The sequence below is a fragment of the Cupriavidus phytohabitans genome, assembly GCF_000426345.1.
Lineage (GTDB): Bacteria > Pseudomonadota > Gammaproteobacteria > Burkholderiales > Burkholderiaceae > Cupriavidus.
In genome coordinates this window covers 24,807-50,140 of sequence record NZ_AUFE01000001.1, presented here as the reverse complement: position 1 = coordinate 50,140, position 25,334 = coordinate 24,807, and the positions used below count along the sequence as shown (strand labels likewise).

General features: G+C 67.8%; 21 protein-coding genes and 1 pseudogene. 11 read left to right on the top strand and 11 right to left on the bottom strand.

Features of this window, described 5'->3' with window-relative positions; all coding sequences use genetic code 11:
- Positions 1-7 precede the first annotated feature (7 nt).
- The 9 genes from K309_RS0100260 to K309_RS0100220 are packed head-to-tail and all read left to right on the top strand — an operon-like array spanning position 8 to position 11,290.
- On the top strand, positions 8-1,645 hold the full coding sequence (locus tag K309_RS0100260) for an ABC transporter ATP-binding protein (RefSeq protein ID WP_029044536.1): 1,638 nt from the start codon (positions 8-10) through the stop codon (positions 1,643-1,645).
- A 52-nt stretch (positions 1,646-1,697) separates the two neighbouring features.
- Positions 1,698-2,960, top strand: a complete 1,263-nt coding sequence (gene gabT / locus K309_RS0100255; RefSeq protein WP_029044535.1) for a 4-aminobutyrate--2-oxoglutarate transaminase — start codon at positions 1,698-1,700, stop codon at positions 2,958-2,960.
- A gap of 35 nt (positions 2,961-2,995) precedes the next feature.
- Entirely contained in the window at positions 2,996-4,465 is a 1,470-nt protein-coding gene (gene gabD, locus K309_RS0100250; RefSeq protein WP_029044534.1) for an NADP-dependent succinate-semialdehyde dehydrogenase, read from the top strand.
- On the top strand, positions 4,462-4,794 hold the full coding sequence (locus K309_RS0100245) for a cupin domain-containing protein (protein ID WP_029044533.1): 333 nt from the start codon (positions 4,462-4,464) through the stop codon (positions 4,792-4,794). Before gabD ends, K309_RS0100245 begins: the two co-directional genes overlap by 4 nt.
- Entirely contained in the window at positions 4,791-6,503 is a 1,713-nt protein-coding gene (locus tag K309_RS0100240) for a thiamine pyrophosphate-binding protein (RefSeq protein WP_029044532.1), read from the top strand. Before K309_RS0100245 ends, K309_RS0100240 begins: the two co-directional genes overlap by 4 nt.
- A 32-nt stretch (positions 6,504-6,535) precedes the next feature.
- On the top strand, positions 6,536-7,615 hold the full coding sequence (locus K309_RS0100235; RefSeq protein WP_029044531.1) for a histone deacetylase family protein: 1,080 nt from the start codon (positions 6,536-6,538) through the stop codon (positions 7,613-7,615).
- A gap of 32 nt (positions 7,616-7,647) precedes the next feature.
- Positions 7,648-8,895, top strand: a complete 1,248-nt coding sequence (locus K309_RS0100230; RefSeq protein WP_029044530.1) for a Zn-dependent hydrolase — start codon at positions 7,648-7,650, stop codon at positions 8,893-8,895.
- Entirely contained in the window at positions 8,892-9,794 is a 903-nt protein-coding gene (locus K309_RS0100225) for a DMT family transporter (RefSeq protein ID WP_029044529.1), read from the top strand. The genes K309_RS0100230 and K309_RS0100225 overlap by 4 nt, the downstream gene beginning before the upstream one ends.
- Positions 9,791-11,290: an aldehyde dehydrogenase gene (locus K309_RS0100220; protein ID WP_029044528.1), complete on the top strand. Its 1,500-nt coding sequence runs from the start codon at positions 9,791-9,793 to the stop codon at positions 11,288-11,290. Before K309_RS0100225 ends, K309_RS0100220 begins: the two co-directional genes overlap by 4 nt.
- Before the next feature lie 26 nt (positions 11,291-11,316).
- Here the strand turns inward: K309_RS0100220 and K309_RS41475 are convergent.
- From K309_RS41475 to K309_RS0100180, 7 genes and pseudogenes are all read right to left on the bottom strand, one after another.
- Positions 11,317-11,607, bottom strand: a pseudogene (locus tag K309_RS41475) (DUF1016 N-terminal domain-containing protein); the annotation flags it as partial.
- Between the two features lie 385 nt (positions 11,608-11,992).
- On the bottom strand, positions 11,993-12,685 hold the full coding sequence (locus K309_RS0100205) for an aspartate/glutamate racemase family protein (RefSeq protein ID WP_029044526.1): 693 nt from the start codon (positions 12,683-12,685) through the stop codon (positions 11,993-11,995).
- Between the two features lie 162 nt (positions 12,686-12,847).
- On the bottom strand, positions 12,848-14,011 hold the full coding sequence (locus K309_RS0100200) for an AAA family ATPase (protein ID WP_029044525.1): 1,164 nt from the start codon (positions 14,009-14,011) through the stop codon (positions 12,848-12,850).
- A gap of 135 nt (positions 14,012-14,146) precedes the next feature.
- Positions 14,147-15,247, bottom strand: coding sequence for a CaiB/BaiF CoA transferase family protein (locus tag K309_RS0100195; RefSeq protein WP_029044524.1), 1,101 nt, complete (start codon positions 15,245-15,247; stop codon positions 14,147-14,149).
- 28 nt (positions 15,248-15,275) lie between these two features.
- A complete protein-coding gene (locus K309_RS0100190; RefSeq protein WP_029044523.1) occupies positions 15,276-16,265 on the bottom strand; it encodes a tripartite tricarboxylate transporter substrate binding protein in 990 nt (329 codons plus the stop codon).
- Between the two features lie 63 nt (positions 16,266-16,328).
- Positions 16,329-17,534: an acyl-CoA dehydrogenase family protein gene (locus tag K309_RS0100185; protein ID WP_029044522.1), complete on the bottom strand. Its 1,206-nt coding sequence runs from the start codon at positions 17,532-17,534 to the stop codon at positions 16,329-16,331.
- Between the two features lie 18 nt (positions 17,535-17,552).
- Positions 17,553-19,106 (bottom strand): AMP-binding protein, encoded by a 1,554-nt coding sequence (locus tag K309_RS0100180; protein WP_029044521.1) that lies wholly within the window; start codon positions 19,104-19,106, stop codon positions 17,553-17,555.
- Between the two features lie 119 nt (positions 19,107-19,225).
- Between K309_RS0100180 and K309_RS0100175 the strand changes: the two genes are divergently transcribed.
- A complete protein-coding gene (locus tag K309_RS0100175) occupies positions 19,226-20,110 on the top strand; it encodes a LysR family transcriptional regulator (RefSeq protein WP_029044520.1) in 885 nt (294 codons plus the stop codon).
- A 15-nt stretch (positions 20,111-20,125) separates the two neighbouring features.
- Here K309_RS0100175 and K309_RS0100170 read toward each other — a convergent pair whose 3' ends face one another.
- From K309_RS0100170 to K309_RS0100155, 4 genes are all read right to left on the bottom strand, one after another.
- The gene (locus K309_RS0100170) at positions 20,126-21,118 is read right to left on the bottom strand and encodes a Bug family tripartite tricarboxylate transporter substrate binding protein (RefSeq protein WP_029044519.1); all 993 of its coding nucleotides are present in this window, start codon (positions 21,116-21,118) and stop codon (positions 20,126-20,128) included.
- A 63-nt stretch (positions 21,119-21,181) separates the two neighbouring features.
- On the bottom strand, positions 21,182-22,348 hold the full coding sequence (locus K309_RS0100165) for an acyl-CoA dehydrogenase family protein (RefSeq protein ID WP_029044518.1): 1,167 nt from the start codon (positions 22,346-22,348) through the stop codon (positions 21,182-21,184).
- Between the two features lie 13 nt (positions 22,349-22,361).
- Positions 22,362-23,576: a CaiB/BaiF CoA transferase family protein gene (locus tag K309_RS0100160; protein WP_029044517.1), complete on the bottom strand. Its 1,215-nt coding sequence runs from the start codon at positions 23,574-23,576 to the stop codon at positions 22,362-22,364.
- Between the two features lie 10 nt (positions 23,577-23,586).
- Positions 23,587-24,357, bottom strand: a complete 771-nt coding sequence (locus tag K309_RS0100155) for an enoyl-CoA hydratase/isomerase family protein (RefSeq protein WP_029044516.1) — start codon at positions 24,355-24,357, stop codon at positions 23,587-23,589.
- 113 nt (positions 24,358-24,470) lie between these two features.
- Between K309_RS0100155 and K309_RS0100150 the strand changes: the two genes are divergently transcribed.
- Complete coding sequence (locus K309_RS0100150; protein ID WP_035876452.1) at positions 24,471-25,328, top strand: IclR family transcriptional regulator; 858 nt, start codon at positions 24,471-24,473, stop codon at positions 25,326-25,328.
- Positions 25,329-25,334 lie beyond the last annotated feature (6 nt).

Below are 25,334 nucleotides of genomic sequence, written 5' to 3'. Positions count from 1 at the left end.
CAAAGTGATGAAGACCAGCGACCAAGCGCCCCTGCTGTCGATCCGCGATCTTTCGATCGCGCTGCCCGCGGGCGGCGACCGGCCCTATGCGGTGCGCGATATCTCCTATGACCTGCATGCCGGCGAGATCCTCTGCATCGTCGGCGAATCGGGCTCCGGCAAGTCGATGAGCGCCAACGCCATCATGGGCCTGCTGCCGGCCTACCTGAAGCCGGAGGAGGGCCAGATCCTGTTCAAGGGTCGCGACCTGCTGGCGCAGGACGAAGCCACGCTGCTCGGCATGCGCGGCAAGGACATGGCCATGGTGTTCCAGGAGCCGCTGTCCGCGCTGAATCCGGTGATGACCGTGGGCGACCAGATCGCCGAGGTCATGCGCGTGCACAACGCCTATCCGGGCGAGGCGCGCGCGCGCCGCGTGCTGGAACTGCTGGAGTTCGTCGGACTGCCCGATCCGGCCACGCTGATGCATGCCTTTCCGTTCCGCCTGTCGGGCGGCCAGCGCCAGCGCGTGGTGATCGCCATGGCGCTGGCCCTCGAGCCGGCACTGCTGATCGCCGATGAGCCGACCACCGCGCTCGATGTCACCACGCAGGCGCAGATCCTCGACCTGATCCGCCGTATCCAGGCGGAGAAGGGCATGGGCGTGATGTTCGTCACCCATGACTTCGGCGTGGTCGCCGAGATCGCGGATCGCGTGGCGGTGATGGAGAAGGGCGTGCTGGTCGAGATGGGCAGTGCCGACCAGGTGCTCAACCGTCCGCAGCATCCCTACACCAGGCGCCTGATCGGCGCGGTGCCGCATGGCCGTGCCGGCGAGCGCGGGCGCAGCGGGAGCGAGACCGTGCTGGAAGTGCGCGACCTGCGCAAGACCTATGTCACCGGCGGCGGCCTCTTCACCAGGAAGCGCGTGGTGCATGCGGTGGATGGCGTCAGCTTCACGGTGCGCCGGGGCGAAACGCTGGGCATCGTCGGCGAATCCGGCTCGGGCAAGTCGACCATCGGCAAATGCCTGCTGCGCCTGACGGATATCGACGGCGGCGCGCTGATGTTCGATGGCCAGGACATCGCGCGGCTGTCCGAGCGCCAGTTCCGCCCGCTGCGCCGCGACGTGCAGATGATCTTCCAGGACCCGTTTGCATCGCTCAATCCGCGCCATACCGTCGGACGCATCATCACCGATGGCCCGGTCGCCAACGGCGTGCCGCTGGCGGCCGCGCAGGCGCGCGCGCGTGAGCTGCTGCAACTGGTGGGGCTGGAGGCGTCCGCGTTCGACCGCTATCCCAACCAGTTCTCCGGCGGCCAGCGCCAGCGCATCGGCATCGCGCGGGCACTGGCGCTCGAACCGAAGCTGCTGGTGGCCGACGAGTCGGTCTCGGCGCTCGACGTCTCGGTGCAGGCGCAGGTGCTGGAACTGCTGGCCGACCTGCAGAAGCGCCTGAACATCGGCCTGATCTTCATTACCCATGACCTGCGCGTCGCCGCGCAGATCTGCCACCACGTGATCGTGATGCACAAGGGCCGCGTGGTCGAGTCCGGCCCGCCGGGGCAGATCTTCGACACGCCGCAGCATGCCTATACCCAGCGCCTGATCGGCGCGATCCCCGGCAAGGAGTGGGATCCCACACTGATCCGCGCCGCCGCCTGAGCGGCGCGGGCACCAACCACGTCGCAACCGCAAAGACAACTGGAGAGAAGTGATGAAGAACGCCGAACTGGTTCGCCGCAAGGACGCCGCCACCCCGCGCGGCGTGGGCGTGATGTGCAATTTCTACGCCGAGCGCGCGCTGAATTCGGAGATCTGGGATGTCGAGGGCAAGCGCTATATCGACTTCGCCGCGGGCATCGCCGTGCTTAATACGGGCCACCGCCATCCGCGCCTGGTCGAGGCCGTCGAGAAGCAGCTGGGGCGCTTCACCCATACCGCCTACCAGATCGTGCCCTACGCCAGCTATATCGAGCTGGCGGAGAAGATCAACCGTCGTGCGCCGGGCCGCTGCGCCAAGAAGACCGCATTCTTCACCACCGGCGCCGAGGCGGTGGAAAACGCCATCAAGATCGCCCGCGCCGCCACTGGCCGGCCCGGCGTGATCGCCTTCTCCGGTGGCTTCCACGGCCGCACCATGATGGGCATGGCGCTGACCGGCAAGGTCGCGCCGTACAAGATCGGCTTCGGGCCGTTCCCGGGCGAGGTCTACCACGCGCCGTATCCGTGCGCGCTGCACGGCGTCAGCACAGAAGACTCGCTCAAGGCGCTGCAGCACCTGTTCAAGGCGGACATCGATCCCAAGCGCGTGGCTGCCATCATCTTCGAGCCCGTGCAGGGCGAGGGCGGCTTCAACGTGGCGCCGGCAGAGTTCGTGCGCGCGCTGCGCGCCGCCTGCGACGAGCACGGCATCCTGCTGATCGCCGATGAAGTGCAGACCGGCTTCGGCCGCACCGGCAAGCTGTTTGCGATGGAGCACTACGACGTGGCGCCTGACCTGACCACCATGGCCAAGAGCCTGGCCGGCGGCATGCCGCTGTCGGCAGTGTGCGGCCGCGCCGAAGTGATGGACGCGCCCGCGCCCGGCGGACTGGGCGGCACATATGCCGGCAATCCGCTGGCGGTGGCGTCGGCGCTGGCAGTGCTGGACGTGCTCGAAAGCGAAAAGCTGATCGAACGCGGCGCCGAGTTGGGCCAGCGCCTGATGACGCGCCTGGAAAGCCTGCGCCCGCGTGTGCCGCAGATCGCCGAAGTGCGCGGCGTCGGCGCGATGGTGGCGGTGGAATTCCGCCAGGCCGACGGCAGCCCCGATCCCGACTTTACGCGCACGGTGCAGAACCGCGCGCTGGAAAAGGGCCTGCTGCTGCTGTCGTGCGGCGTGTACGGCAACGTCATCCGCTTCCTGTTCCCGCTGACGATCCAGGACGCGGTGATGAACGAAGGCCTGGACATCCTGGCCGAGGCACTGACGCGCTGACCTGTCCATTTCCACCAATACCAACGAGACTACCCATGCAACTCAAGGACACCGGCCTGCTGCGCGCGCAGGCCTATATCGCCGGCAGCTGGCAAGATGCGGACAGCGGCGCCACCTTCGCTGTTACCGACCCCGCCAGCGGCGCCCTGATCTGCACCGTGCCCAGCATGGGCGCGGCCGAAGCTCGCCGCGCTATCAACGCCGCGCAGGCAGCACAGGCTGGCTGGCGCCGCAAGACCGCGCGCGAGCGCGCCACGGTGCTGCGCGCCTGGTACGAGCTGATGCTGGCGCATGCCGACGACCTCGCGCTGCTGATGACCACCGAGCAAGGCAAGCCGCTGGCGGAGGCGAAGGGCGAAGTCGTCTATGCCGCCTCCTTCCTCGAATGGTTCGCCGAGGAAGCCAAGCGCGTCAGCGGCGACGTGCTGGCCACGCCCGCCAACGACAAGCGCCTGTTGGTGGTCAAGGAGCCGGTGGGCGTGTGCGCGGCGATCACGCCGTGGAACTTCCCGCTCGCCATGATTACCCGCAAGGCGGGCCCGGCGCTGGCCGCGGGCTGCGCCATGGTGCTCAAGCCGGCCGAGGACACGCCGCTGTCGGCGCTGGCGCTGGCCGTGCTGGCCGAGCGTGCAGGGCTGCCGGCGGGCCTGTTCAGCGTAATCACCGGCGACGCCATTGCCATCGGTGGCGAGCTTACCGCCAACCCGGTGGTACGCAAGCTGAGCTTTACCGGCTCGACCGAGGTGGGCCGCATCCTGATGCGGCAATCCGCCGACACCATCAAGAAGCTGTCGCTGGAACTCGGCGGCAACGCGCCCTTTATCGTCTTCGACGACGCCGATCTCGATGCGGCGGTGGAGGGCGCCATCGCCTCCAAGTACCGCAATGCAGGGCAAACCTGCGTTTGCGCCAACCGGCTCTATGTCCACGACAAGGTCTACGACGCGTTCGCCGAAAAGCTGGTCGCGGCAGTGGCGAAGCTGAAGGTCGGCCATGGCGTCGAGCCGGGCGTGTTGCAGGGCCCGCTCATCAACGAGGACGCAGTGGCCAAGGTGGAATCGCATATCGCCGACGCGCTCGGCAAGGGCGCGCGCCTGCTCACCGGCGGCAAGCGCCATGCGCTGGGCGGCACCTTCTTCGAGCCGACCGTGCTGGCTGACGTGACGCCCGCGATGCGCGTGGCCAGGGAGGAAACCTTCGGCCCGCTGGCGCCGCTGTTCCGCTTCTCCACCGACGAGGAAGCGATCGAGATGGCCAACGATACCGAATTCGGACTGGCCTCCTACTTCTTCAGCCGCGATATCGGCCGGGTCTGGCGCGTGGCCGAGGCGCTGGAATACGGCATGGTCGGCATCAACACCGGCCTGATCTCCAACGAGGTGGCGCCGTTCGGTGGCGTCAAGCAGTCGGGCCTGGGGCGCGAGGGCTCGAAGTACGGCCTCGACGAATACCTGGAGATCAAATACCTGTGCATGGGCGGGTTGGACCGCGGGGTGGGCCGATGAGCGCGCCGCAAGACCGGCCCAGGGCCGTCGGCACCGTGCAGGTCGACAACGAGCGCGTGGTCGTGACCGAGTGGCGCTTCGCGCCCGGCGCCGAGACCGGCCAGCATCGCCATGGCTACGACTACGTGGTGGTGCCGATGACCACCGGCGCGCTGCGCCTGCAGACGCCAGCCGGCGAGGTCACCAGCCAGCTGGTCGCCGGCCAGGCCTATTACCGCCCGGCCGGCGTGGAGCACAACGTCATCAATGCCCACGAAGGCGAATGCGTGTTCGTGGAGATCGAGATCAAGCCGGCGGCCGGCGCCGCGGGCGGAGGAAGTTGCCAATGAGCCAAGCCCATCACAACCTGCACGAGCGCAATGGCGGGCAGATCCTTGTCGAGCAGCTGCGCATCCAGGGCGTGCGGCGCGTGTTCCTGGTGCCGGGCGAAAGCTACCTGCCCTGCATCGATGCGCTGTACGACCACCAGGACGCGATCACGCCGATCGTCTGCCGTCAGGAAAGCGGCGCCGGCTACATGGCCGAAGCCCACGGCAAGCTGACCGGCGAGCCCGGCGTTTGCTTCGTCACGCGCGGCCCCGGCGCCACCAATGCCAGCATCGCCGTACATACCGCGTTCCAGGACTCCACGCCGATGATCCTGTTCGTGGGGCAGGTCGGCAACGACTTCTACGAGCGCGAAGCCTTCCAGGAAATCGACTATCGCCGCATGTTCGGCCAGATGGCCAAGTGGGTCGCGCAGATCGACCGCACCGATCGTATCCCCGAGTTCATCGCGCGCGCCTTCGCGGTGGCCACCAGCGGCCGGCCCGGTCCGGTGGTGCTGGCGTTGCCCGAGGACACGCTGTGGGGCAAGGCCACCGTGGCCGACATGCCGCGTTACGTGCGCAGCCACGCCGCCCCGGCGCCGCACGCGCTGGCGTCGCTGGCCGCGATGCTGGAGCAGGCCGAGCGCCCGTTCCTGATGATCGGCGGCTCCGGCTGGACCCCGGAGGCGATGCGGCAGATGGAGGGCTTCGCCGAACGCTTCGGCCTGCCGGTGGGGCTGGCGTGGCGCCGGCTGGAGTGCTTCGACAACCACCACCCGAACTACGCCGGCCATGTCGGCTGGGGCATGGGCGAGGCATTGCGCGCGCGCATCCGTGAGTCGGACCTGCTGATCGCCGTCGGCACCCGCATGGGTGAAGCCACCACCGAGGGCTATACCGTGGTGGAAAGTCCGCTGCCACGCCAGCGGCTGGTGCATGTGTATCCCGATCCGGAGGAGCTGGGCCGCGTGTTCCGCGCGGAGGTGCCTGTCGTTGCTGACGTCGTCTCGTTCGCGGCCGCGGTGGACGGCCTGCGCCCGGCGCGCGAACACAACCGCGCGGCCCTGGTCGAGCGCGCGCGGCACGATTACCTCGACAGCCAGAAGGCGCTGCCTGCTCCGGGTCCGCTGAACCTGAACCAGGCCGCCTGCCTCGTGCGCGAACGCTTGCCGGAGGATGCGTGCATCACTGTCGGCGCCGGCAATTACGCGGTCTTCCCGCATACCTATTACCGCTACAAGGGCGTCGGCACCAGCCTGGCGCCCACCGTGGGCTCGATGGGCTACGGCCTGCCGGCGGCGATCTCGGCCAAGCTGGAGCACCCGGACCGCACCGTGGTCTGCTATGCCGGCGACGGCTGCTTCCAGATGAACCTGCAGGAGCTGGGCGTGGCCATGCAGTACCGCCTCGGCATCGTGGTGCTGGTGTTCAACAACGGCATCTGGGGCACGATCCGCGCCCACCAGGAACGCGAGTTTCCCGGGCGAACCATTGCGCTGGGCTTCGAGAATCCGGAATTCGCCGAGCTGGCGCGCGCCTACCGTGGCTACGGCGAAGTGGTGGCCAGCGACGCCGAATTCGGCCCCGCACTGGACCGCGCGCTCGACTTTGCCGGCACGCACAGTATGCCCGCGCTGCTGGAGCTGCGCTACGACCCCGACGGCATCGCGCCCGGCATGACCCTGTCCGGCATCCGCGCGGCGGCGCTGGCGCGCCAGGCGGCAGGCTGAGCCGGCGCTTCCTATCACAACCCATCTACACCATGCGTGCCTTCTTCTCGGATGATCAGTTGCTGCACGAGCCCCGCCAGTTCATGCGCGCGGGCCGGTTGTGCAAGCCGACCGACGTGCCGGCCCGCGCAGCGGCACTGCAGCGCGCGCTGGCCGCGCGCGGCATCGAACTGGCGGCGCCGCCCGATTGCGGGCGCGCGCCGCTGGAGGCGGTGCACAGTCCGGACTATCTCGACTTCCTCGCCAGCGCCTACGCGCGCTGGCAGGAACTGGCGCGCCCCGGCTTCGAGCCCGGCATCGAGGTCCTGCCCAATCTCTCGCCGTATCACAACGGCAAGGTCGGCGAGCCGCGCCGTCCGGTGTGTCCCACCGATTCGGTGATCGCCCAGGCCGGCTACTACCTGGGCGACCTCAGCTGCCCGCTCGGGCCGGACAGCTGGCGCGCGATCCTGCGCGGCGCGCACAGCGCAGTCGCGGCGGCACGCCATGTCTGCGAGCGGCAGGACGGCGCCGGCATGGCGTACGCACTGTGCCGTCCCTCCGGCCACCACGCCCACAGCGACCGCGCGGCCGGCTTCTGCTACGTCAACAACTCCGCCATCGCCGCGCAGGCGCTGCTGGCGCGCTTCGGCAAGGTGGCGGTGCTTGACGTCGACGCGCACCACGGCGACGGCACGCAGCAGATCTTCTATCACCGCTCCGATGTGATGACGATTTCGCTGCATGCCGATCCGGCCGACTACTACCCGTTTTACACCGGCTATGCGAACGAGCGCGGCTATGGCGCGGGCTACGGCTACAACCTCAACTTCCCGCTGCCGCACGGCAGTGGCGACGCACAGTTCCTGTCGGCGCTGGACGGCGCGCTGGACGCGCTGCGCGACTATCGGCCGCAAGCGGTGGTGCTGGCGCTGGGCTTCGATACCTACGAGAACGATCCCATCAGCGTCCTGAAGGTCAGCATGGATGGCTACCGCGGCATCGGCGAGCGCATCCATGCGCTGGGCCTGCCGACGGTGGTGGTGCAGGAGGGCGGCTATGAGGTCGAGGCCATCGGTCGCGGGCTGGATGCATTTCTGGCGGGTTTCGCGCCTGCGACCGCATCAGCATGAATGGCGCAATCACCAATACTGGGAGAACTGCAATGACTAGCAAGATCGCCATCAACCGCCAGCGCCTGTGGCAAGCGCTGATGGACCTGGCGCAAATCGGCGCCACGCCCAAGGGCGGCAATGCACGGCTGGCGCTGACCGCGCTCGACGGGCAGGGCCGCGACCTGGTCTGCGGCTGGATGCGCGACGCCGGTCTGACCGTGACGGTGGACCGCGTCGGCAATATCTTCGGACGCCGCGCGGGGCGCGACGACGCACTGCCGCCGGTGATGACCGGCAGCCATATCGATACGCAGCCGACCGGGGGCAAGTTCGACGGCTGCTTCGGCGTGCTGGCGGGGCTGGAAGTCATGCGCACGCTCAATGACCATGGCGTGACCACCGAAGCGCCGCTCGAACTGGCCATCTGGACCAACGAGGAAGGCACGCGCTTCGTGCCGGTGATGATGGGCTCGGGCGTGTTCGCCGGCATCTTCCCGCTGCAGACCGCGCTGGACGCCACCGATACCGACGGCAAGCGCGTGGCGGATGAGTTGCAGGCCATCGGCTATGCCGGCACCGGCGAAGTAGGGGGGCGGCCGGTGGGCGCATATTTCGAGGCCCATATCGAGCAGGGCCCGGTGCTGGAAGCGGCGGACAACGTGATCGGCGTGGTCACCGGCTCGCTGGGCCTGCGCTGGTACGACGTGACCGTGACCGGCATGGAGGCCCACGCCGGCCCCACGCCGATGCCGCTGCGCCGCGATGCGCTCTATGGCGCGACCCACGTGATGCAGGAAGTGGTGCGCATCGCCCATGACTTCGCGCCGCACGGCCGCGGCACCGTCGGCGTGGTCAATCTCCACCCCGGGTCGCGCAACGTGATTCCCGGCGCGGTGAAATTCACGGTCGACCTGCGCCACGAAGATGCCGGCAAGCTGGCCGAGATGGATGCCCGCTTCCGCGCCGCGTGCGAGGCGCTGGCGCAGGGCAGTACCACAGGCGCAACGTTCGACGTGAAGATCGACGACGTGCAGTACTTCCCGCCGACCCCGTTCGCGCCGGAACTGGTCGACCACGTGCGCCGCGAGGCCGTGGCGCGCGGGTACAGCCAGCAGAGCATCGTCACCGGCGCCGGACACGATGCCGTCTACATGGCCAGCGTGACGCCGACCGCAATGATCTTCGTGCCCTGCAAGGACGGCATCAGCCACAACGAAGTGGAAGATGCCCGGCCCGAGCACCTCGAAGCCGGCGCCAACGTGCTGCTCGGTGCGATGGTCGCGCAGGCGGGCGCATGACCGCCGCGGCGCGGGGTATGCCCGACTGGTGGCGTGGCGGGCTGCTGTTCCTGTGCGTGGTGACGCTGTTCGCTACCGTGGACGCCACCGCCAAGCACCTTGTCGGCCGCTATCCCGCGCCGTTTCTCAACGCGGTGCGCTACGGCGCCACGCTGGCGGTAGCCGTGGCTATGCTCGCCGGATCCGGCCAACTGCACTTCTGGCGCACGCCGCACCGCGGCCTGCTGGTGCTGCGCGGCCTGATGCTGGCGGTGGTCGGCACCTGCTTCATGACCGCGCTGCTGTGGATGCCGCTGGCCGAAGCCACCGCCATCTATTTCATGGCGCCGCTGATGGTGGTGGGCCTGTCTCCGTGGATGCTCGGCGAGAAGGTCGGCCTGCGCCAATGGCTGGCGGTAGGCGCGGGCTTCTGCGGCATGCTGCTGATCGTACGCCCCGGCGGCGCCGTGTCGTGGCTTGGCACGGTGCTGATGCTGGCCGCCACGCTGGCCTATGCCATGCTGCAGCTGCTGACGCGGCGCATGGCGGGGCAGGTCGATGCGCGCGTGCAGTACGGCTTTGCCGCGCTGATCTGCATGGTCGCCACCGGCGTGCCGGCGCCGTTCTTCCCGCCGCCGGTGTGGCCGGATCTGGCCGACTGGCTGGCGATCCTTTCCATGGGCCTGATGAGCGCGGCGGCGCAAGTCCTGCTGATCCTGGCCCTTCAGCGCGCCCCGGCATCGCGCCTGGCCCCGCTGAACTATTTCCACTTGTTGCTGGCGCTGGTCTACAGCGCGCTGTGGTTCGGCCGCTGGCCCGACGCGCTGGCGCTGGCCGGCATCGCCCTGATCGTGCTGGCCGGGCTGACGCAGACGCTGCCGTCGCCCGCGGCCCTGTCAACCAATCGAGGAACCCCATGAGCGAAACACGCGATCTGCCTTACTGGCAGGCCCGGGCGGCCGCACTGCACCCGCAAAGCCGCGCCTACATCGGCGGCGAATGGACCGATGCCGCCGACGGCGCCACCTTCGACACCATCAACCCCGCCACCGGCACCGTACTGGCCAAAGTAGCGGCATGCGGCGCGGCGGACGTCGACCGTGCCGTCGCAGCGGCGCGCCAGGCTTTCGAGCAAGGCATCTGGTGCGGACTGGCGCCGCGCGAGCGCAAGGCCGTGCTGCTGCGCCTCGCCGCGCTCATCGAATCCCACCGCGAAGAACTGGCCCTGCTGGAAACGATGGACATGGGCAAGGCCATCGGCGACACGCTGGCCTACGATATTCCGGAAGCGGCGCGCACCTTCGCGTGGTACGCCGAGGCCATCGACAAGCGCTACGACGAAATCGCGCCCACCGGCGGCAACGTGCTCGCCACCATCACGCGCGAGCCGCTCGGCGTGGTAGCGGCCGTGGTGCCGTGGAACTATCCGCTGCTGATGGGCAGCTGGAAGGTGGCGCCGGCGCTGGCCGCGGGCAACAGCGTCATCCTCAAGCCGGCCGAGCAGTCGCCGCTGACCGCGCTGCGGCTCGCCGAGTTGGCCGCTGAAGCCGGCATTCCGCCCGGGGTCTTCAACGTGGTGCCGGGACTGGGCGCGCAGGCCGGACAGGCGCTCGGCCTGCATCCGGATGTGGATTGCATCGCCTTCACCGGCTCCACGGCCACCGGCAAGCGCTTTATGGAATATTCCGGCCAGTCCAACCTGAAGCGTGTCTGGCTCGAATGCGGTGGCAAGTCGCCGCACATTGTGTTCGACGACTGCCCCGACCTCGACCGCGCCGCGCAAGCGGCCGCCATCGGCATCTTCAACAACCAGGGCGAGATCTGCATCGCCGGCTCGCGCCTCTATGTCCAGCGCAACATCTATGACGCCTTCATGGAGAAGCTGGAGGCCCATGCCCGATCGATGCAGCCCGGCGATCCGCTCGACCCCGCCTCCGCCATGGGCGCCATCGTCGACGCGCGCCAGCTCGATCGCGTGATGTCTTACGTGGAAGGCGGGCAGCGCGAAGGCGCGCGGCTGCGCCTGGGCGGCGAGCGCGTCCGTACCGATACCGGCGGTTACTTCCTGCAGCCCACCATCTTTGAATGTCCGACCCAGTCGCTCAGCATCGTGCGCGAGGAAATCTTCGGCCCGGTGCTGGCTGTGACCGTGTTCGACACCGAGGACGAAGTCGTGCGCATGGCCAACGATTCGCCGTATGGGCTGGGCTCAGGGTTGTGGACCGCCAACCTGTCGCGCGCGCACCGGGTTTCGCGGCGGCTGCGGGCGGGGCTGGTGTGGGTCAACTGCTATATGGATGGCGATATCACGGTGCCATTCGGCGGGGTCAAGCAGTCGGGATCGGGACGGGACAAGTCGCTGCATGCGTTGGACAAGTACACCGATTTGAAGACTACGTGGATAAGCCTGGGGTAACCATGGACGGAGGGGCCCCATGGTCAGGAGAGTGCCGTGCGCTCATGGAACTGGCTGCCGATCTGACGGTCAAGCTGGCGCACGCTCCAGCCACAGCGCAATGCCTCGGCTTCGTAGAAGTCCCGCGCGTAAGAGTTCTTGACTGAGATCAGGCGCACATAGGCGGACCACGGCAGGCGAAAAGCTTGCGCAAGGATGGAAAGGTCGAGTGACTCGTTTGGCACACATTTGCCAGGCAGTGTCTGGCAAATCTTCTCTGCTGGCCAATGTTGGTACAACGCGTGGGTCATGTTGTTGTCTACAAGCTCGAGGTTGCGCATTGGCGGATGCCGAAGCGCCGCCAACGCATGCGCTGCTACGCTGAAAGCGGACCCGCGTCCATCAATACGGCCAGCTTCGCCTGCACCATGCCCAGCAGGCACAGCGCACTGAAGCATTCTTCGGAACGTACGCTCAGCTGCTTCAATAGCGCGAGCACCCTTCGATACCGGCGCGGATTTGATGCAGGCAGACATTGGTTTGGATAGGTTCGATCGACATGAATCACTCCTCACTAAGTGAATGCTCGCCACTCATCCGCAAGGTGAGGGCGGCGGGTCAGACAGCGAGGTTGGAAACGCCGGTCAGAGGTTTGGCGCGGCAAGCGTGCAGGAATCACGCAGGCCAGCGCCTCAGAGATTCCCCAAGGAAGGACTTAGCCGCTCAGCTGAGCGCCAGCGTTACCGCCGCCTGCGCATGCAGCGCCGTGGTATCGAACACCGGCAGCGCCACGTCACCCTGCCCGAGCAGCAGCGTGATTTCCGTGCAGCCGAGGATCACGCCTTCGGCGCCACCCGCCGCGAGCGCGGCGACGATGCGCTGGTATTCGGCCCTTGCCTCATCGCGCACGATGCCGTGGCATAACTCTTCGTAAATGACATCGTGCACTCGGTCGCGGTCCGCCTGCTCGGGCACCACCACGTCGATGCCATGCAGTTCGCGCATCCGCCCGCGGTAGAAATGCTGTTCCATCGTGAAGCGCGTGCCGAGCAAGCCGACGCGCCTGATGCCGGCCTGCCGCAACGCTTGCGCCGTCGGGTCGACGATATGGATGAAAGGCACGTTGAGCACAGATTCGATCGCCGGCGCCACGCGATGCATGGTGTTGGTACAGAGCAGCACGAAATCCGCACCACCAGCCTCGACCTGCCGTGCGGCCTGCTGCATGAGCTGGCCAAGTTGATCCCATTGCTCGGCGTGCTGCAGTGCCTTGATCTCTTCGAAGCAGACGGTGGCCATAAGGCTGCGGGCGTTGTTATGCCCGCCCAGCCGGGCTTTCATTTCCTGGTTGATCAACCGGTAGTACTCGGCGGAGGACTCCCAGCTCATGCCGCCGATCAGGCCGATGGTCTTCATGCTCTCATTCCCCTTGCGCAGCTGGCCGCTTTGACGTCGAGAAAATTAGCAAGGAAAGGGCGGTAGCGGACAGGGACAGTTCTGCTGATTTCCACCCGGCCAGTGCCGGCACGAAATGCGATGAAGGCGAGATGTGAAAGGCGGCGGCGGCCTTGCCGCCCGCTACAACTTGCCTTCAAGCGACTTGCGCTCCAGCCAGATCTCCTGCACGAACGGGTCCGTCACGCCATACACTCCATGCCCTTTGCGCATGATCAGATTGGTCGCCATCATCTCATTGACCACAGGCTGCGCTTCCTCGATACGGACTTCACGTCCCAGAGCAGCCGAGTAGGCAGCGGCGGACTCGCCTGAAAACAGGCCGCGGGCGTCGCCTTCAGCGCATGCAATGCGATCGAAAATTGCGGTAGCCAGTCCGCCCAGCTGTTCAAGCTTCATCAGTTCAAGATCGGCGGCAGTCGAGCGGAGCGTGTTGGCGATGACCGGCAAGTGCTCGTCCGGATTGCTTCCGGAAGGCAAATGGAAATGCAGTTGCCGCAAGGCTTTGATCATCTCTTCCGGCCGGTTGCCCAGTGCCCGGAACGCCTGCACGGCAACGTCCAGCGATGGGCGGGCGCTGAACTCTTCTGCCGACAAGCGTTCCAGCAGATGAGCGACGTAGTCTTCCCCGAGCACGGGGTAAGAGACCGAGGTAGCGCCTGCGAAGGCCTGGTTGCGGCGCGCAGTCAAGTCGGCAACCAGCGCACGGTGCGAGCCGGTGCCAACAAAAATGAAGTAGCCAGGCGTATTGGGGCGCGGATTGACGGCATCGCGGGCGGCCTTGAGGGCCAGGAGCATGCGATTGCCCTCCTCGGAGGTAATGGCATGCTGGACCTCGTCCACGATCAGGACCACGTTGGTGCTGGCTTTGTCGATGACTTCGGCAAGGGCCTGGGCCAGCGTAGCGCCGCCGGGCTCGCCAACGCTCTCCAGCTTGAACCCGAACTTGAGGCCAAAGGCGCCAAAGTCGGCACCCGACACCCGCTTGAGCTGCCTGAGGGCCGCTGAGCCCGGCTGCTCCAGCTCGGCAAGCGTCTTCTTTACCGCGGCAAGGATGAGGGACGCTGGACTGCGTTGCGTGTCGCTCCAGAGATCGACGTAGATGACGATCGCACCCTCGGCCTCCAGAGCAGGGACGAGGTCGTTGATAAGAAACGTCGTTTTCCCCGTGCGCCGTAAACCGGACAGGAACAAGCCCGACCGTAGCCCTTCGTCCAGTACGCTGGGGTGGAGCAACTGCTGCGCCATCTGGCCTGCAAGGGCCGGGCGACGATAGATGTGTGTCATGGCGCACTTATTGGAAATTATGAAATCCCAATAATTATAGCCAGAAAATAATTCTTGCTAATTGATGGGGTTGACCGGCCCTGTGCGGGGATAGAAGTGATGAAAAAGATGCTTTTTGCCGGCCTCGAGAACTCCTTAGCCCGCAGCCCCCTTTCCAACAGCGGCCACAAAGTCCTCCCCCGCTGGCAATCCTAAAGAGAACCTGACCGGGAAGTTCACCGCAATCCCATCTTCTCCTGCCGGGCGCCGCACCACCCCGCGCGCCTGCACGTGCGCATCCTCAAACAATTCCCCTGCCGCAAGCACAGGCGAAAACGGTATATCCAGCGGTCCGAAGAATGCCTCCCACTCTGCCAGATCACGGGTAAGAAAGACCGCCGCAAGCAGGTCATTGACCGCCAGCTTATGCCCATAGCGCCCGGCCCGCGTGGCATATCGCGGATCGCGCAGCGCGGGAAATTCCTCCCCCAGCGCCTCGCCCAGATTGACCCAGAACTTGTTCTCCAGAATCCCCATCGCCAGATGCCGCCCGTCGCGCGTCTCGAACAGGTCGTTTTCCGGCATCACCGTCGGCGATTCCTGCGGCGCGGCCTCGTGTCCGCGCGCGGCCCAGGCGCCGTGGGCGGTCAACGACAGGATGGCGTCGTGGATCGATACGTCCAGATGCTGCCCGCGACCGTGCTGCCGCGCGCTCATGATGGCTACGGCCAGCGACAGCGCGGCATAGCCAGAGGCCGCGTAGTCAGACACCCGCACGCGCGGGCGCGAGACCTTGTCGTGCACCTGCACCGGTGTTGCCCAGTAGCCGGCCAGTGCAAGGTAGTTGAGGTCATGTCCCGCATGGCCGGCATAAGGTCCGGTCTGGCCAAAGCCCGAGACCGAGCACAGCACGATCGCCGGATTGACGGCGGCCAATGCCGCATAGTCGAGTCCCAGCCGTTTCATGACCCCCGGGCGGAAGCCTTCCACCACGGCGTCGGCATTCCGGGCCAGTTCAAGGAAGGCTTCGCGGCCAGCCTCGCTCTTGAGATCGAGCGCTACGGAGCGTTTGCCGCGGTTGAACTGCGCATAGGCCGCCGGACCGAGCTGGCGGATGGAGTCCCCGCTGCCGGGCTGCTCCACCTTGATCACATCGGCCCCCAACTGGCGCAGCAGGCTGCAGGCATGCGGGCCGGGCAGCAGCTGGCTGGCGTCGATGATGGTGACGTCCTTCAGGCAGGACCATTCTGGCTTCATGTGTCATCCCGGTTCAAAAGCAGTGCGCTCAGCCCAAATCGCCGACCATGCCAATCGACTTCATCAACTCGCCGTAGCGGGAGTTGTCCGCGGCCACGACGGTGCCAAACTGGGCCGGGGTGGCGCTGCGGCGCAGTTCGCCCGCGCTGGCCTTGAGCTGAGCGTCGAAAACGCCTGCATTCTGCAGCGCGGCGACCGCGGCATGCAGCTTCTGCGCCAGTTCGGCCGGGAAATTGGCCGGCGCAAACAGCCCGCTCCAGTTGTCGATGACAAAGCCGGGCGGCAGTGCTTCGGCCATTGTTGGCACGTCCGGGAAGAACGGCGAGCGCGCCGCGGCGGTGACGGCCAGCACGCGCACCTGCTGGTTGCGCACGTACTGGGTGGCCGTGCCAAGCACCGGCATGCCGAACTGGGTTTGCCCCGTCAGCATGGCGGTAATGATTTCCGGCGCACCCTTGTAAGGGATATGGACCGCGTCGCAGCCGGTCTGGTGCAGCATGGCTTCCACCGCCAGATGCGCGATGCTGCCCTTGCCGCCGGAGCCATAGTTGAACTTGCCCGGCGCCTTCTTCATCGCGGCGACCAGCTCGGCCGCGGTCTTGTACGGCGACGATGCGGGCACGACCAGCGCGGTCGGACCGCCGGACAGCGCCGTGATCGGCGTGAAATCGCGCGCCGGGTCGTACGGCATCTTGCGGTACATGTGCACGTTGATCACATGCGTATTGGCGAGGATGCCCAGCGTGTAGCCGTCGGGCGCCGCACGCCGCAGCGCGGTGGCGCCGATGATGCCCCCGGCGCCAGGCATGTTCTCGACCACCAGCGGCTGGCCGAGCTTCTGGCCCAGCTCCGCAGACAGCGTGCGGGCGGTACTGTCCGGCGTGCTGCCGGCGATGAACGGGACGATCAGCCGGATCGGACGGCTGGGGTAATTGGCGGGCGCGGCGGCGCGGGCGGGCAGCAGGGCGCTTCCCAGCGCGGCGGCGCCAGCGGTGGCGAGCCATTCTCGGCGGTTCATGCTAGGTCTCCGTGGTCTTGTTGTATTGTCCTGATGCCGGCGGCGACCGTGCCGCCGGCACGGTCAAGCCTGTTGCTGCTTCGGCGGCTGCGCTTGCTGCTGCAGCGGCTCCAGTATCGCGCGCGCGATGGTGTTGCGCTGGATCTCGCTGGTGCCGGTGAAGATGCGGAACATGCGCAACTTGCGGAAGGTCTGCTCGACCGGATGCCCGCGCGTGACGCCCACGTTGCCGTGGATCTGTACCGCCTTGTCGGCCACTTCGAAGCAGCGTTCCGAGACAAAGAGCTTGCATGCCGCGGCTTTCATGCGCAGGTCCGCGCCGGCATCGGCCAGCGCCGCGGTGTGCGCGATCATGCTTTCGCAGGCCCACAGCGCCGCGGCCATGTCGGCGAGCATGTGCTGGATCGCCTGGAAGCGCGCGATCGGGCCGCCGAACTGGCGGCGCTTGCCGGCGTATTCCACCGACGACTCGTAGGCGCGCATGGCCAGCCCCAGCATCGACGGGCAGTGCAGCAAGCGGTTCACGTTGATGCGCGACATGCCCAGCCTGAAGCCGTTGCCCTCGCCGCCGAAGATGTTGGCGCGCGGCACGCGCACGTTGTCGAAGCGGATATCGCCGTCGATATGCTGTCCCGACATCGGCACGTATTCATTGGTCACGGTCACGCCCGGCAGGTTCAGGTCGACCAGCACCGCGCTGATCGCCGGCGGCGTAGTGGTGGCATCCGTCACGCACATGACGATGGCGAAGTCCGCGAACGGCGCGCCGCTGATGTAGTGCTTGCCGCCGTTGATCACCAGCTCGTCGCCGTCGGCGATTGCGGTGGTCCTGATGCTCTGCGCGTCCGAGCCGGAATGCGTTTCGGTCAGCGCGAAGCAGGTCGACTTCTCGCCGCGGATGACGGGCTCGAAGTACTGCTTCAGTTGCGCCGGCGTGGCGTACTTGAGCATGTTGCCCACGCGCGGCGGGCCGCCCAGGTCGCCCAGCACGTGCGCGGCCAGCGTCGAGCCGCTGGCGGCCAGGTCGGCCTTGAGCGCGCATTGCTCCTGGATGTTCAGCCCCTTGCCGCCGAGCGATTCCGGCAGGCAGGCGGCATAGAACCCCAGTTCGTAAGAGCGGCGCCAGACCTTGCGCAGCACCTCGCGCGGCCACGGGTCTTCGGAACCGAGGCCCAGTTCCTGCTCCAGCGGGCGCAGTTCTTCGTCGATAAAGCGGCGGATGCCGGCGCGGGTTTCCACCAGCACGGGGTTGGTCAGGTGATCGAACATGGCGGGATCCTCGGCTAGTCAGTTGACGCGGCGCGCCACGCCTTGCCAGTAGCGTTCGCGCACGATCTTGCGGGCCAGCTTGCCGCTGGCGTTCTTGGGCAGCTCGGCGACAAAGTCGACCGAACGCGGCGACTTGTAGTCGGCGATGCGCTCGCGGCAGTGCGCGATCAGCTGCTGCGCGCTGGCTTCGCGGCCCGGGCGCAGCGTGACCACGGCCTTGACGCTCTCGCCCCAGGTGTCGTCGGGCACGCTGATGACGCAGGCTTCGAGCACGTCGGGGTGCTGGTACAGCGTGGCTTCGACCTCGGTCGGGTACACGTTGAAGCCGCCGGAGATGATCATGTCCTTCTTGCGGTCGACCAGGTACAGGTAGCCGGCGTCGTCCACGCGTGCCATGTCGCCCGTATGCAGCCAGCCGTCGACGATGGTCTCGGCGGTGAGCGCGGGCTCGCCCCAGTAGCCCTGGAACACGTCTTCGCCGCGGATCACCAGTTCGCCGATCTCGCCCACTGCCACCTCGCGGCCTTGCTCGTCGACCACGCGCACTTCGGTCTCGCCCAGCGCGCGGCCGCATGAGGCCAGGCGCTCGGGATGATTGGCGATCGCGTCGGCGTGGTCAGCGGTCGACAGGCGCGTGACGCCTGAGGTGGATTCGCTGGCGCCATAGCCCTGCGACAGGATCGGGCCAATGCGCTCCCAGGCTTCGCGGATGCGCGCCGGCGCCATCGGTGCGGCGCCGTAGGCCAGCGTCTTCAGGCTGGACAGGTCGGCCTGCGCCAGCGAGGGCTCCGCCATCAGCATGTTGATCATCGCCGGCACCATGAACACGTGCGTGATGCGCAGCCGCGCCACCTCGGCGAGGAAGTGCGCGGGCTCGAACTTGTCGAACAGCACCAGCGTCGCGCCCAGGTACAGGTAGGGCTGCATCAGCATGCCGGAGGCGTGCGTGACCGGGCCGATCAGCGCCAGCCGGTCGCCGGGGCGAGCCGGGCGGTCCATGCCGGCCACCATCTTGCGCAGCGCCGCCATGCGGTTGCCGTAGGTCTGCATGGCCGCCTTGATCTTGCCGGTGGAGCCGGACGAGAAGTGCAGCACGGCCAGGTCGCTGGCGGCGGGGACGATATCGGGCGCGGCGGTGCCGGCGTTGGCCAGCAGCGATTCGTAGCCGACATAGCCGGCGGGCGCCTCGCCAATGGCGATAAACGTCTCGACGCTGCCGAAGCCCGGCGTGGAGCGTGAGTAGCCGGTGTAGCCGGGGCCGGCGATCAGCACGCGCGGCGTGCAGTTCTCGACCACGTCGCTGGCTTCCGCCGCGGTGAAGCGCGGATTCAGTGCTGCCTTGACCAGGCCTGCCTTGTACAGCGCGCATTCCAGTTCGACCAGTTCGGGCCGGTTGCGCGCCTGCACCGCCACGCGGTCGCCGCGCTGCAGCCCCAGCGCCAGCAGCGCATTGGCCAGGCGGGTGGAGCGCTCGTCCAGCTGGCGGTAGGTCACCACCTGGTCCTGGTAGAGGATGGCGGGCTGGTCGCCCCAGTAGCGCGCGGCGCGGCGCAGGAAATACGCGAAACTCATGCTGTCTCCGTGATGCGAATGATGTTGTGCTATGGCTCTGCGCCTAAGTCTGTAAGATGGCGTCCATCACCACAATGCGGCAATGGCTATAAAGCCATAACTATCAGGAATGTGAGGCAATGGAGACGCGGGACCTGGAATACATCCTCGCCGTGGCGGCGCACGGCGGTATCGGCAGGGCGGCGGAGGCCCTGGGGATCAGCCAGCCGGCCCTGACCAAGGCGGTGCAGCGGGTGGAGGCGCAGGCCGGGCTGCCGCTGTTCGAACGTACTGCCAACGGCATGACCGCCACTTACGCCGGCGCGCGCTTCCTGGAGCGGGCGCGGCGTATCCGGCTGGAATACGAGGACGGCATCAAGGAAATGCTCGGCATCCGCACCGGCGAGCAGGGCGTGCTGCGCGTGGGCTATTCGCCGTCGATTCCGGGAGGCGTGATCCTGGGAGCGTGCCAGCAGCTGATGCGCGAGCGCCCGGTGGCGCGGCTGCGCTTGCGGCGCCGGCTGGCGCGTGACCTGCTGGACCTGCTCGCCGCGGGCGAACTCGATCTCGCGGTGGCCCCGGTGCAGGCTTCGACGGATTTTGCGGTGGAGCCGCTGTTTGACGACCGGCTGGTGGTGGTCGCCGACGAGGGCCATGCGCTATTGCGCCGGCGCAGGCTGCGCCTTGCGGACCTCGCCGACCAGGAATGGCTGCTGCCGGAAGCGCACATCACGCTGCGGCAGCAGGTCGATGCCGCCTTCCGCCAGCGCGGCCTGCCGGCGCCGCAGCCGCGCGTCGAGATCGATTTCGGCAGCACCTCGCTGTTCGCGCTGATGCAGGGCACGCAGATGCTGAGCATCGCCAATGCCGGCGGCGACGCCATGCAGCGCGGCCTGCGCGCGTTGCCGCTGGAAGTGGAAGAGCTGGACCTGCGCCGGCGGATCGGCGTGCTGAGCCGCGCCGGCGCATATCTGTCGCCGCTGGCGCAGCGCCTGACGGCGCTGCTGCGGGAGCACAGCCGCTGAGCGGGCTTCGGCGGATTACTGCAGCGGGATCTTGGCTACCGCCGCCAGCCGCTTCCAGCGCACGATCTCGTCTTTCTGGTACTGCAGCATTTCCGCCGGCGAAGACAGGATCAGCTTGGTCGACTGGCGCGTGTAGTAGTCGCGCACGTCGGGCGCGTTGCCGGCCTGCGTGAACAGGTCCTGCAGGCGCTTCACAACCGCCGGCGGCGTCCTGGCGGAAATCGCCGCGGCCACCCAGTTGTAGGCCAGGAAGTCGGGCAGGCCCGCCTCGACGATCGACGGCACGTCAGGCAACAGCGGCGAGCGCTGCGGCGCGGTATAGGCCAGCGCGCGGATCCTGCCGCCGCGCACCAGTTCGATCGCGCCGGTGGCATCGACCACGGCAAAGTCCACGTTGGCCGCCATCACGCCGTTGATGGCATCGCCCGCGCCCTTGTACGGCACCGGCGTGGTCTTGATCTTCGCCAGCTCGTTGAGCCATTCGCTGTACAGCGTGTACGAGATCGAACCCGTGCCGTAGTTGAGCGCGCCGGGCCGCTTGCGGGCGTCGTCCAGCAATTCCGCCAGCGTCCGGTAGGGCGAGCCGGCCGGCACGATGACCACGCACGGCCCGCGCGACAGCAGCGTGATCGGCGCGAAATCCGTCAGCGGGTCATACGGCAGCTTGCGGAAGGTGGCGGCGTTGGTCGACAGCGTGGAGTTGCTGCCGATGAACACCGTGTAGCCGTCCGCCGGCGCGTTCAGCGCGGTCTGCACGCCGATAAAGCCGTTGCCGCCGGGCTTGTTCTCGACCACCACGCCCTGGCCGGTCAGCTCGCCGATCTTCTTGGCGAACATGCGCGCGGTGGTGTCGGTGCCGCTGCCGGCCGGGAACGGCACGATGAAGCGCATGGGGCGCGAGGGGAAGGCGTCCTCGGCGGCAAGCGCCGGCAGCGGTGCGATGCCGGCTGCCAGTGCCGCGGCGGCGAGCCCGAGGAAGCGGCGGCGCGAACTGTAAGGCTGTTGCATGGTGTCTCCTTTCGGTCGGAAAAGCCCGGCGTGTTCTCCGCCGGTGCAAGAGGTCGGTCAGACTCAGCGGCGCAGGCCGAGCAGGTCGCGCGCGATCACCCAGCGGTGCACTTCGCTGGGCCCTTCGTAGATGCGCATCAGCCGGGTCTCGTTGGCCATCTGCTGCAGCGGCAGTTCCTTGGTCATGCCCATCGCGCCAAAGGTCTGCATCGCCTGGTCAATCACTTCCCACGCCATTTCGGTGGCGAAGACCTTGATCATCGAGACCTGTGTGCGCGCCTCCTCGCCGGCATCGATGCGGCTGGCGGCTTCGTACGTCATCAGGCGGCAGGCGTGGATGCGGGTGGCGGCGTCCGCCACCCACCACTGGATCGCCTGGCGCTGTGCCAGCGGGGCGCCGAAGGTCTGCCGTTGCGGCGCGTATTCGCAGATCATGTCGAGCGCGCGCTGCGCCCGGCCGATGCACCACGCGGCCATCTGCACGCGGCGCGTGGACAGGCGCGCCTGCATCGGCGCGAAGCCCTGGCCTTCGGTGCCAAGCAACTGCGTGGCGGGAACGCGGCAGTCTTCCAGCACGACTTCATAGGTGGAATGGCCGCCGATCATCGGGATGCGGCGCTCAACGCGCAGGCCGGGCGTGCCGCGCTCGACGATAAAGGCCGAGATGCCGCCGCGCGCCCCCTTCGCCTTGTCGGACACTGCCATCACGATGGTCCAGTCGGCGCGCGCCGCGCGGCTGATCCAGATCTTGCGGCCATTGAGCACCCAGTGGTCGCCGTCGCGTTCGGCGCGCGTGGTCATCATGGCGGGGTCGCCGCCGGCGCCGGGCTCGGAAATGGCGATGGCCGATACCGTTTCGCCGCGCGCATACGGATCCAGGTAGCGCTCGCGCTGGGCGTCGTTCGCGGTCAGCATCAGCATGCGCAGGTTGGGCGAATCCGGCGGCAGGTCGTAGGGTGTGATGGTCTTGCCGAGTTCCTCGTTGACGCCGACCATCGCCACCACGGGCAGGTCGGCGCCGCCCATTTCGGTGGGCGCGTCCAGTCCCCACAGGCCAAGCTCGCGCGACAGGCCATCGAGTCGCGCGTGTTCTTCAGGCAGCAGCATGTGCTGCCCGCCCCCGGCCTCGCGGGCCAGCACCGCCGGCTCCAGCGGGATCAGCTGCTCGCGCACGAAGCGCGCGACCAGGTCCTTGAGCATGCGGTGTTCTTCATCGAGCTGGAAATTCATGCGTGTCTCCTTGTTAGTCCTGGGCGCCGGCGGGTGTGCCAGCATGCACGGCGGGCAGGGTGATGCCGGCTTCCTGCAAGACTTCGGCGGTGTGTTCGCCCAGTGCTGGCGCATGGCGGCGCAACGACAGCGGCGTGGCCGAGAAGCGCGCGGCGGGGCGTACTTCGCGCAACGGGCCCTCGGTGGGGTGCTGCGTGGCCTGGAACAGGCCCACGGCTTGCAGGTGTGGGTGATCGACCAGCGCATCGAGCCCGTAGATCGGCGTGGCGGGGATGTCGAGCGATTCGAACAGCGCCATCCATTCTTCGGTGTTGCGCTCCGGGGTCAGCTCGGCAAGATGGCCGTACAGCGCGCGGATATTGGCATTGCGCTGCGCGCGGTCGCTGACTTCGTAGCGGTCGGCAAGGTCGTCGCGGCCGACCGCGCGGAAGAAGGCATGCCAGTGGCGCTCGGTATAGGGCAGCGCGCAGATCCAGCCGTCGCGCGTCGGCGCGGGGCGGCGGCCGCCCTGCAGCAGCCGCGCATAGCCCGCGCCGGCGGGAGCGGGTTCGAAGGTCAGGCCGCCCAGGTGCTCGGTCATCACGAAGGCGGCCATGGTCTCCAGCATCGGCACTTCGACCGACTGGCCCACGCCATGTCGTTCGCGATGCAGCAGCGCGGCGAGCACTGCGTTGGCCAGCGCCAGCCCGGTGGTCTTGTCGGCGATCAGGCTGGGCACGTATTCCGGCCGCTCGCCGTTGCCGGCACCCAGTGCCACCAGTCCGCAGCCGGCCTGGATGATGTCGTCGAAGGCGGGCTTGTCGCGGTGCGGGCCGTCCTGGCCGAAGCCGGTGGCGACGCAGTAGACGATGCGCGGATTGATGCGGGCGACCGCCTCGTAGCCAAAGCCCAGCCGCTCGATCGCCGCCACGCGCATGTTGTGCACCAGCACGTCGGCGCCGGCGATCAGCGCGCGCAGCGCTTCGGCGCCCTCGGGAGTCTTCAGGTCGAGCACGACCGAGCGCTTGTTGCGGTTCAGCGCCAGGTAGATCGAGCTCATGCCGGCATGCTGCGAGACGCCATTGGCGCGCATCAGATCGCCTTCCGGGCCTTCGATCTTGATCACGTCGGCGCCAAAGTCGGCCAGCACCTGCGTGGCCAGCGGGCCGAGCACGACCGCGGTGAGGTCCAGCACGCGGATGCCGTCGAGCGGGCCTGCGGGCGTGGCACGGGTGTGTTGTCCAGGCACGGGTTGCTCCTTAGCGGCGGTGGAACACCGGAGTGCGGCGCTCGGCCATCGCGGCCACGCCTTCGCGGAAGTCTTCGCTGCGGAACTGCCCGCGCTGGATGGCCAGCTCGCGCTGGTTAACCTCGGCGATCCGGTCCGCCAGTCCTTCGCGCAGCGTGGCGCGCGTGGTCTCCACCGCCAGCGGCGCGGAGCTGGCGATCTCCTGCGCCAGCGCCATGGCGCGGCCGTTGACTTCAGCCTTGGCCACCAGTTCATCGGCCAGGCCGATGGCGACGGCGTCGGTGCCGGAAATGCGGCGGCCGGTGTAGAAGAGCAGCGCGGCCTGCTGTTCGCCGACCAGCCGCGGCAGCGTCACGCTGAGGCCGAAGCCGGGGTGGAAGCCGAGCCGGTTGAAGTTGGCGCTGAAGCGCGCCTCGGCGCAGGTCACGCGGAAGTCCGCCACCAATGCCAGGCCGAGTCCCGCGCCGACGGCGGCGCCTTCCACCGCGGCGACGATGGGCTTGCGGTTGCGGTATAGCTTCATTGCATGCACATAGAAGCTGGCCGGGTCGTTGGCGACCTCGCCCTGGCCGGCGCCGCTGAAGTCGGCGCCCGCGCAGAAGGCGTTGACTCCGGAGGCCAGCACGACGGCGCGGCAGCCCGGGTCGTCATCCAGCGCCAGCAGGGTGTCCGCGAGCCGGCGCATCACGTCGGCATCGACAAAGTTGTGCGGCGGACGGGACAGCACGATGCGGGCGACGTGGCCGTCGCGGCTGAGCTGGATATCGGCGTCGGATGACATGCGGGGCGCTCCTCTGTGGTGTGGGCCGGGGCAAAGGCCGGCAGAGACCACAGTATTCGCCCTGCCGGGCCTCGCCGCTATACTCGGATTTCACTTACTGAAATTATGCGGAGATGGCCGAAACAGCACCCGAAGCACCCGAAGCACCCATAGCGGTGTCGACGCGCCGCGCGACCCACCAGACCGGCCGCTTTACCCGCGACACCGCCGGCAGCCAGTCGCTGGAACGGGGGCTGGTGCTGCTGCGCGCTTTCCGCGTGGGCACCACCAGCCTGACCAATGCCGAACTGGCCGCGCGCACCGGCCTGCCACGGCCGACCGTCAGCCGGCTGACGCGCTCGCTGGTGGACGCCAGCTTCCTGCGCTACGACGTCAACGAACGCGCTTACCGGCTTGCACCGGTGGTGCTGAGCCTGGCCGATGCCTTCCGCCACGCCAACCGCGCCGCGGATATTGCGCTGCCGCTGATGCGCAGGGTGGCCGAGGCCGGCAAGGTCAACGTGGGATTGGCGGTGGGCGACAAGCTCGACATGGTGTACCTGGCCTCGATCCGGCACAGCCGCGACAGCGTTTCGCGCACGCGGCGCGTGGTGCCGGGCACGCGCGTGCCGATGGAACTGACATCGATCGGGCTGGCATGGCTGGGAGCACAGCCGGACGGCGTGCGGGAGGACCTGCTGGAAGGCATTGCGGCGCGGCAGGCAGAGGCCTGGCCGGAGATGCGCGCACGCGTGCTGCGGGCGATCGAGCAGTCGCAACAGCGCGGCTTCTGCACCGCCGCTTATCAGCTCGGGCATTTGCTGGCGGTGGGCGCGGCATTCCGTGGCCCCGACCAGCAGCTCTATGGCCTGAACATCAGCTTTCCGTATTCAGCCTGCGAGCGAAGGCGCGACAACGCCCGCTATGCAGCGAAGCTGGTGCGGCTGATGGACGATATCCAGTCGGCGTGGCAGCGCGCCGGGGGCGGCTAGCGCCCG

What these genes read in the sequence shown, in the direction of transcription:
- K309_RS0100260 (WP_029044536.1), top strand. Translation starts at nt 8, where the DNA reads ATGAAGACCAGCGACCAAGCGCCCCTGCTGTCGATCCGCGATCTTTCG.
- gabT (WP_029044535.1), top strand. Translation starts at nt 1,698, where the DNA reads ATGAAGAACGCCGAACTGGTTCGCCGCAAGGACGCCGCCACCCCGCGC.
- gabD (WP_029044534.1), top strand. Translation starts at nt 2,996, where the DNA reads ATGCAACTCAAGGACACCGGCCTGCTGCGCGCGCAGGCCTATATCGCC.
- K309_RS0100245 (WP_029044533.1), top strand. Translation starts at nt 4,462, where the DNA reads ATGAGCGCGCCGCAAGACCGGCCCAGGGCCGTCGGCACCGTGCAGGTC.
- K309_RS0100240 (WP_029044532.1), top strand. Translation starts at nt 4,791, where the DNA reads ATGAGCCAAGCCCATCACAACCTGCACGAGCGCAATGGCGGGCAGATC.
- K309_RS0100235 (WP_029044531.1), top strand. Translation starts at nt 6,536, where the DNA reads ATGCGTGCCTTCTTCTCGGATGATCAGTTGCTGCACGAGCCCCGCCAG.
- K309_RS0100230 (WP_029044530.1), top strand. Translation starts at nt 7,648, where the DNA reads ATGACTAGCAAGATCGCCATCAACCGCCAGCGCCTGTGGCAAGCGCTG.
- K309_RS0100225 (WP_029044529.1), top strand. Translation starts at nt 8,892, where the DNA reads ATGACCGCCGCGGCGCGGGGTATGCCCGACTGGTGGCGTGGCGGGCTG.
- K309_RS0100220 (WP_029044528.1), top strand. Translation starts at nt 9,791, where the DNA reads ATGAGCGAAACACGCGATCTGCCTTACTGGCAGGCCCGGGCGGCCGCA.
- K309_RS0100205 (WP_029044526.1), bottom strand. Translation starts at nt 12,685, where the DNA reads ATGAAGACCATCGGCCTGATCGGCGGCATGAGCTGGGAGTCCTCCGCC.
- K309_RS0100200 (WP_029044525.1), bottom strand. Translation starts at nt 14,011, where the DNA reads ATGACACACATCTATCGTCGCCCGGCCCTTGCAGGCCAGATGGCGCAG.
- K309_RS0100195 (WP_029044524.1), bottom strand. Translation starts at nt 15,247, where the DNA reads ATGAAGCCAGAATGGTCCTGCCTGAAGGACGTCACCATCATCGACGCC.
- K309_RS0100190 (WP_029044523.1), bottom strand. Translation starts at nt 16,265, where the DNA reads ATGAACCGCCGAGAATGGCTCGCCACCGCTGGCGCCGCCGCGCTGGGA.
- K309_RS0100185 (WP_029044522.1), bottom strand. Translation starts at nt 17,534, where the DNA reads ATGTTCGATCACCTGACCAACCCCGTGCTGGTGGAAACCCGCGCCGGC.
- K309_RS0100180 (WP_029044521.1), bottom strand. Translation starts at nt 19,106, where the DNA reads ATGAGTTTCGCGTATTTCCTGCGCCGCGCCGCGCGCTACTGGGGCGAC.
- K309_RS0100175 (WP_029044520.1), top strand. Translation starts at nt 19,226, where the DNA reads ATGGAGACGCGGGACCTGGAATACATCCTCGCCGTGGCGGCGCACGGC.
- K309_RS0100170 (WP_029044519.1), bottom strand. Translation starts at nt 21,118, where the DNA reads ATGCAACAGCCTTACAGTTCGCGCCGCCGCTTCCTCGGGCTCGCCGCC.
- K309_RS0100165 (WP_029044518.1), bottom strand. Translation starts at nt 22,348, where the DNA reads ATGAATTTCCAGCTCGATGAAGAACACCGCATGCTCAAGGACCTGGTC.
- K309_RS0100155 (WP_029044516.1), bottom strand. Translation starts at nt 24,357, where the DNA reads ATGTCATCCGACGCCGATATCCAGCTCAGCCGCGACGGCCACGTCGCC.
- K309_RS0100150 (WP_035876452.1), top strand. Translation starts at nt 24,471, where the DNA reads ATGGCCGAAACAGCACCCGAAGCACCCGAAGCACCCATAGCGGTGTCG.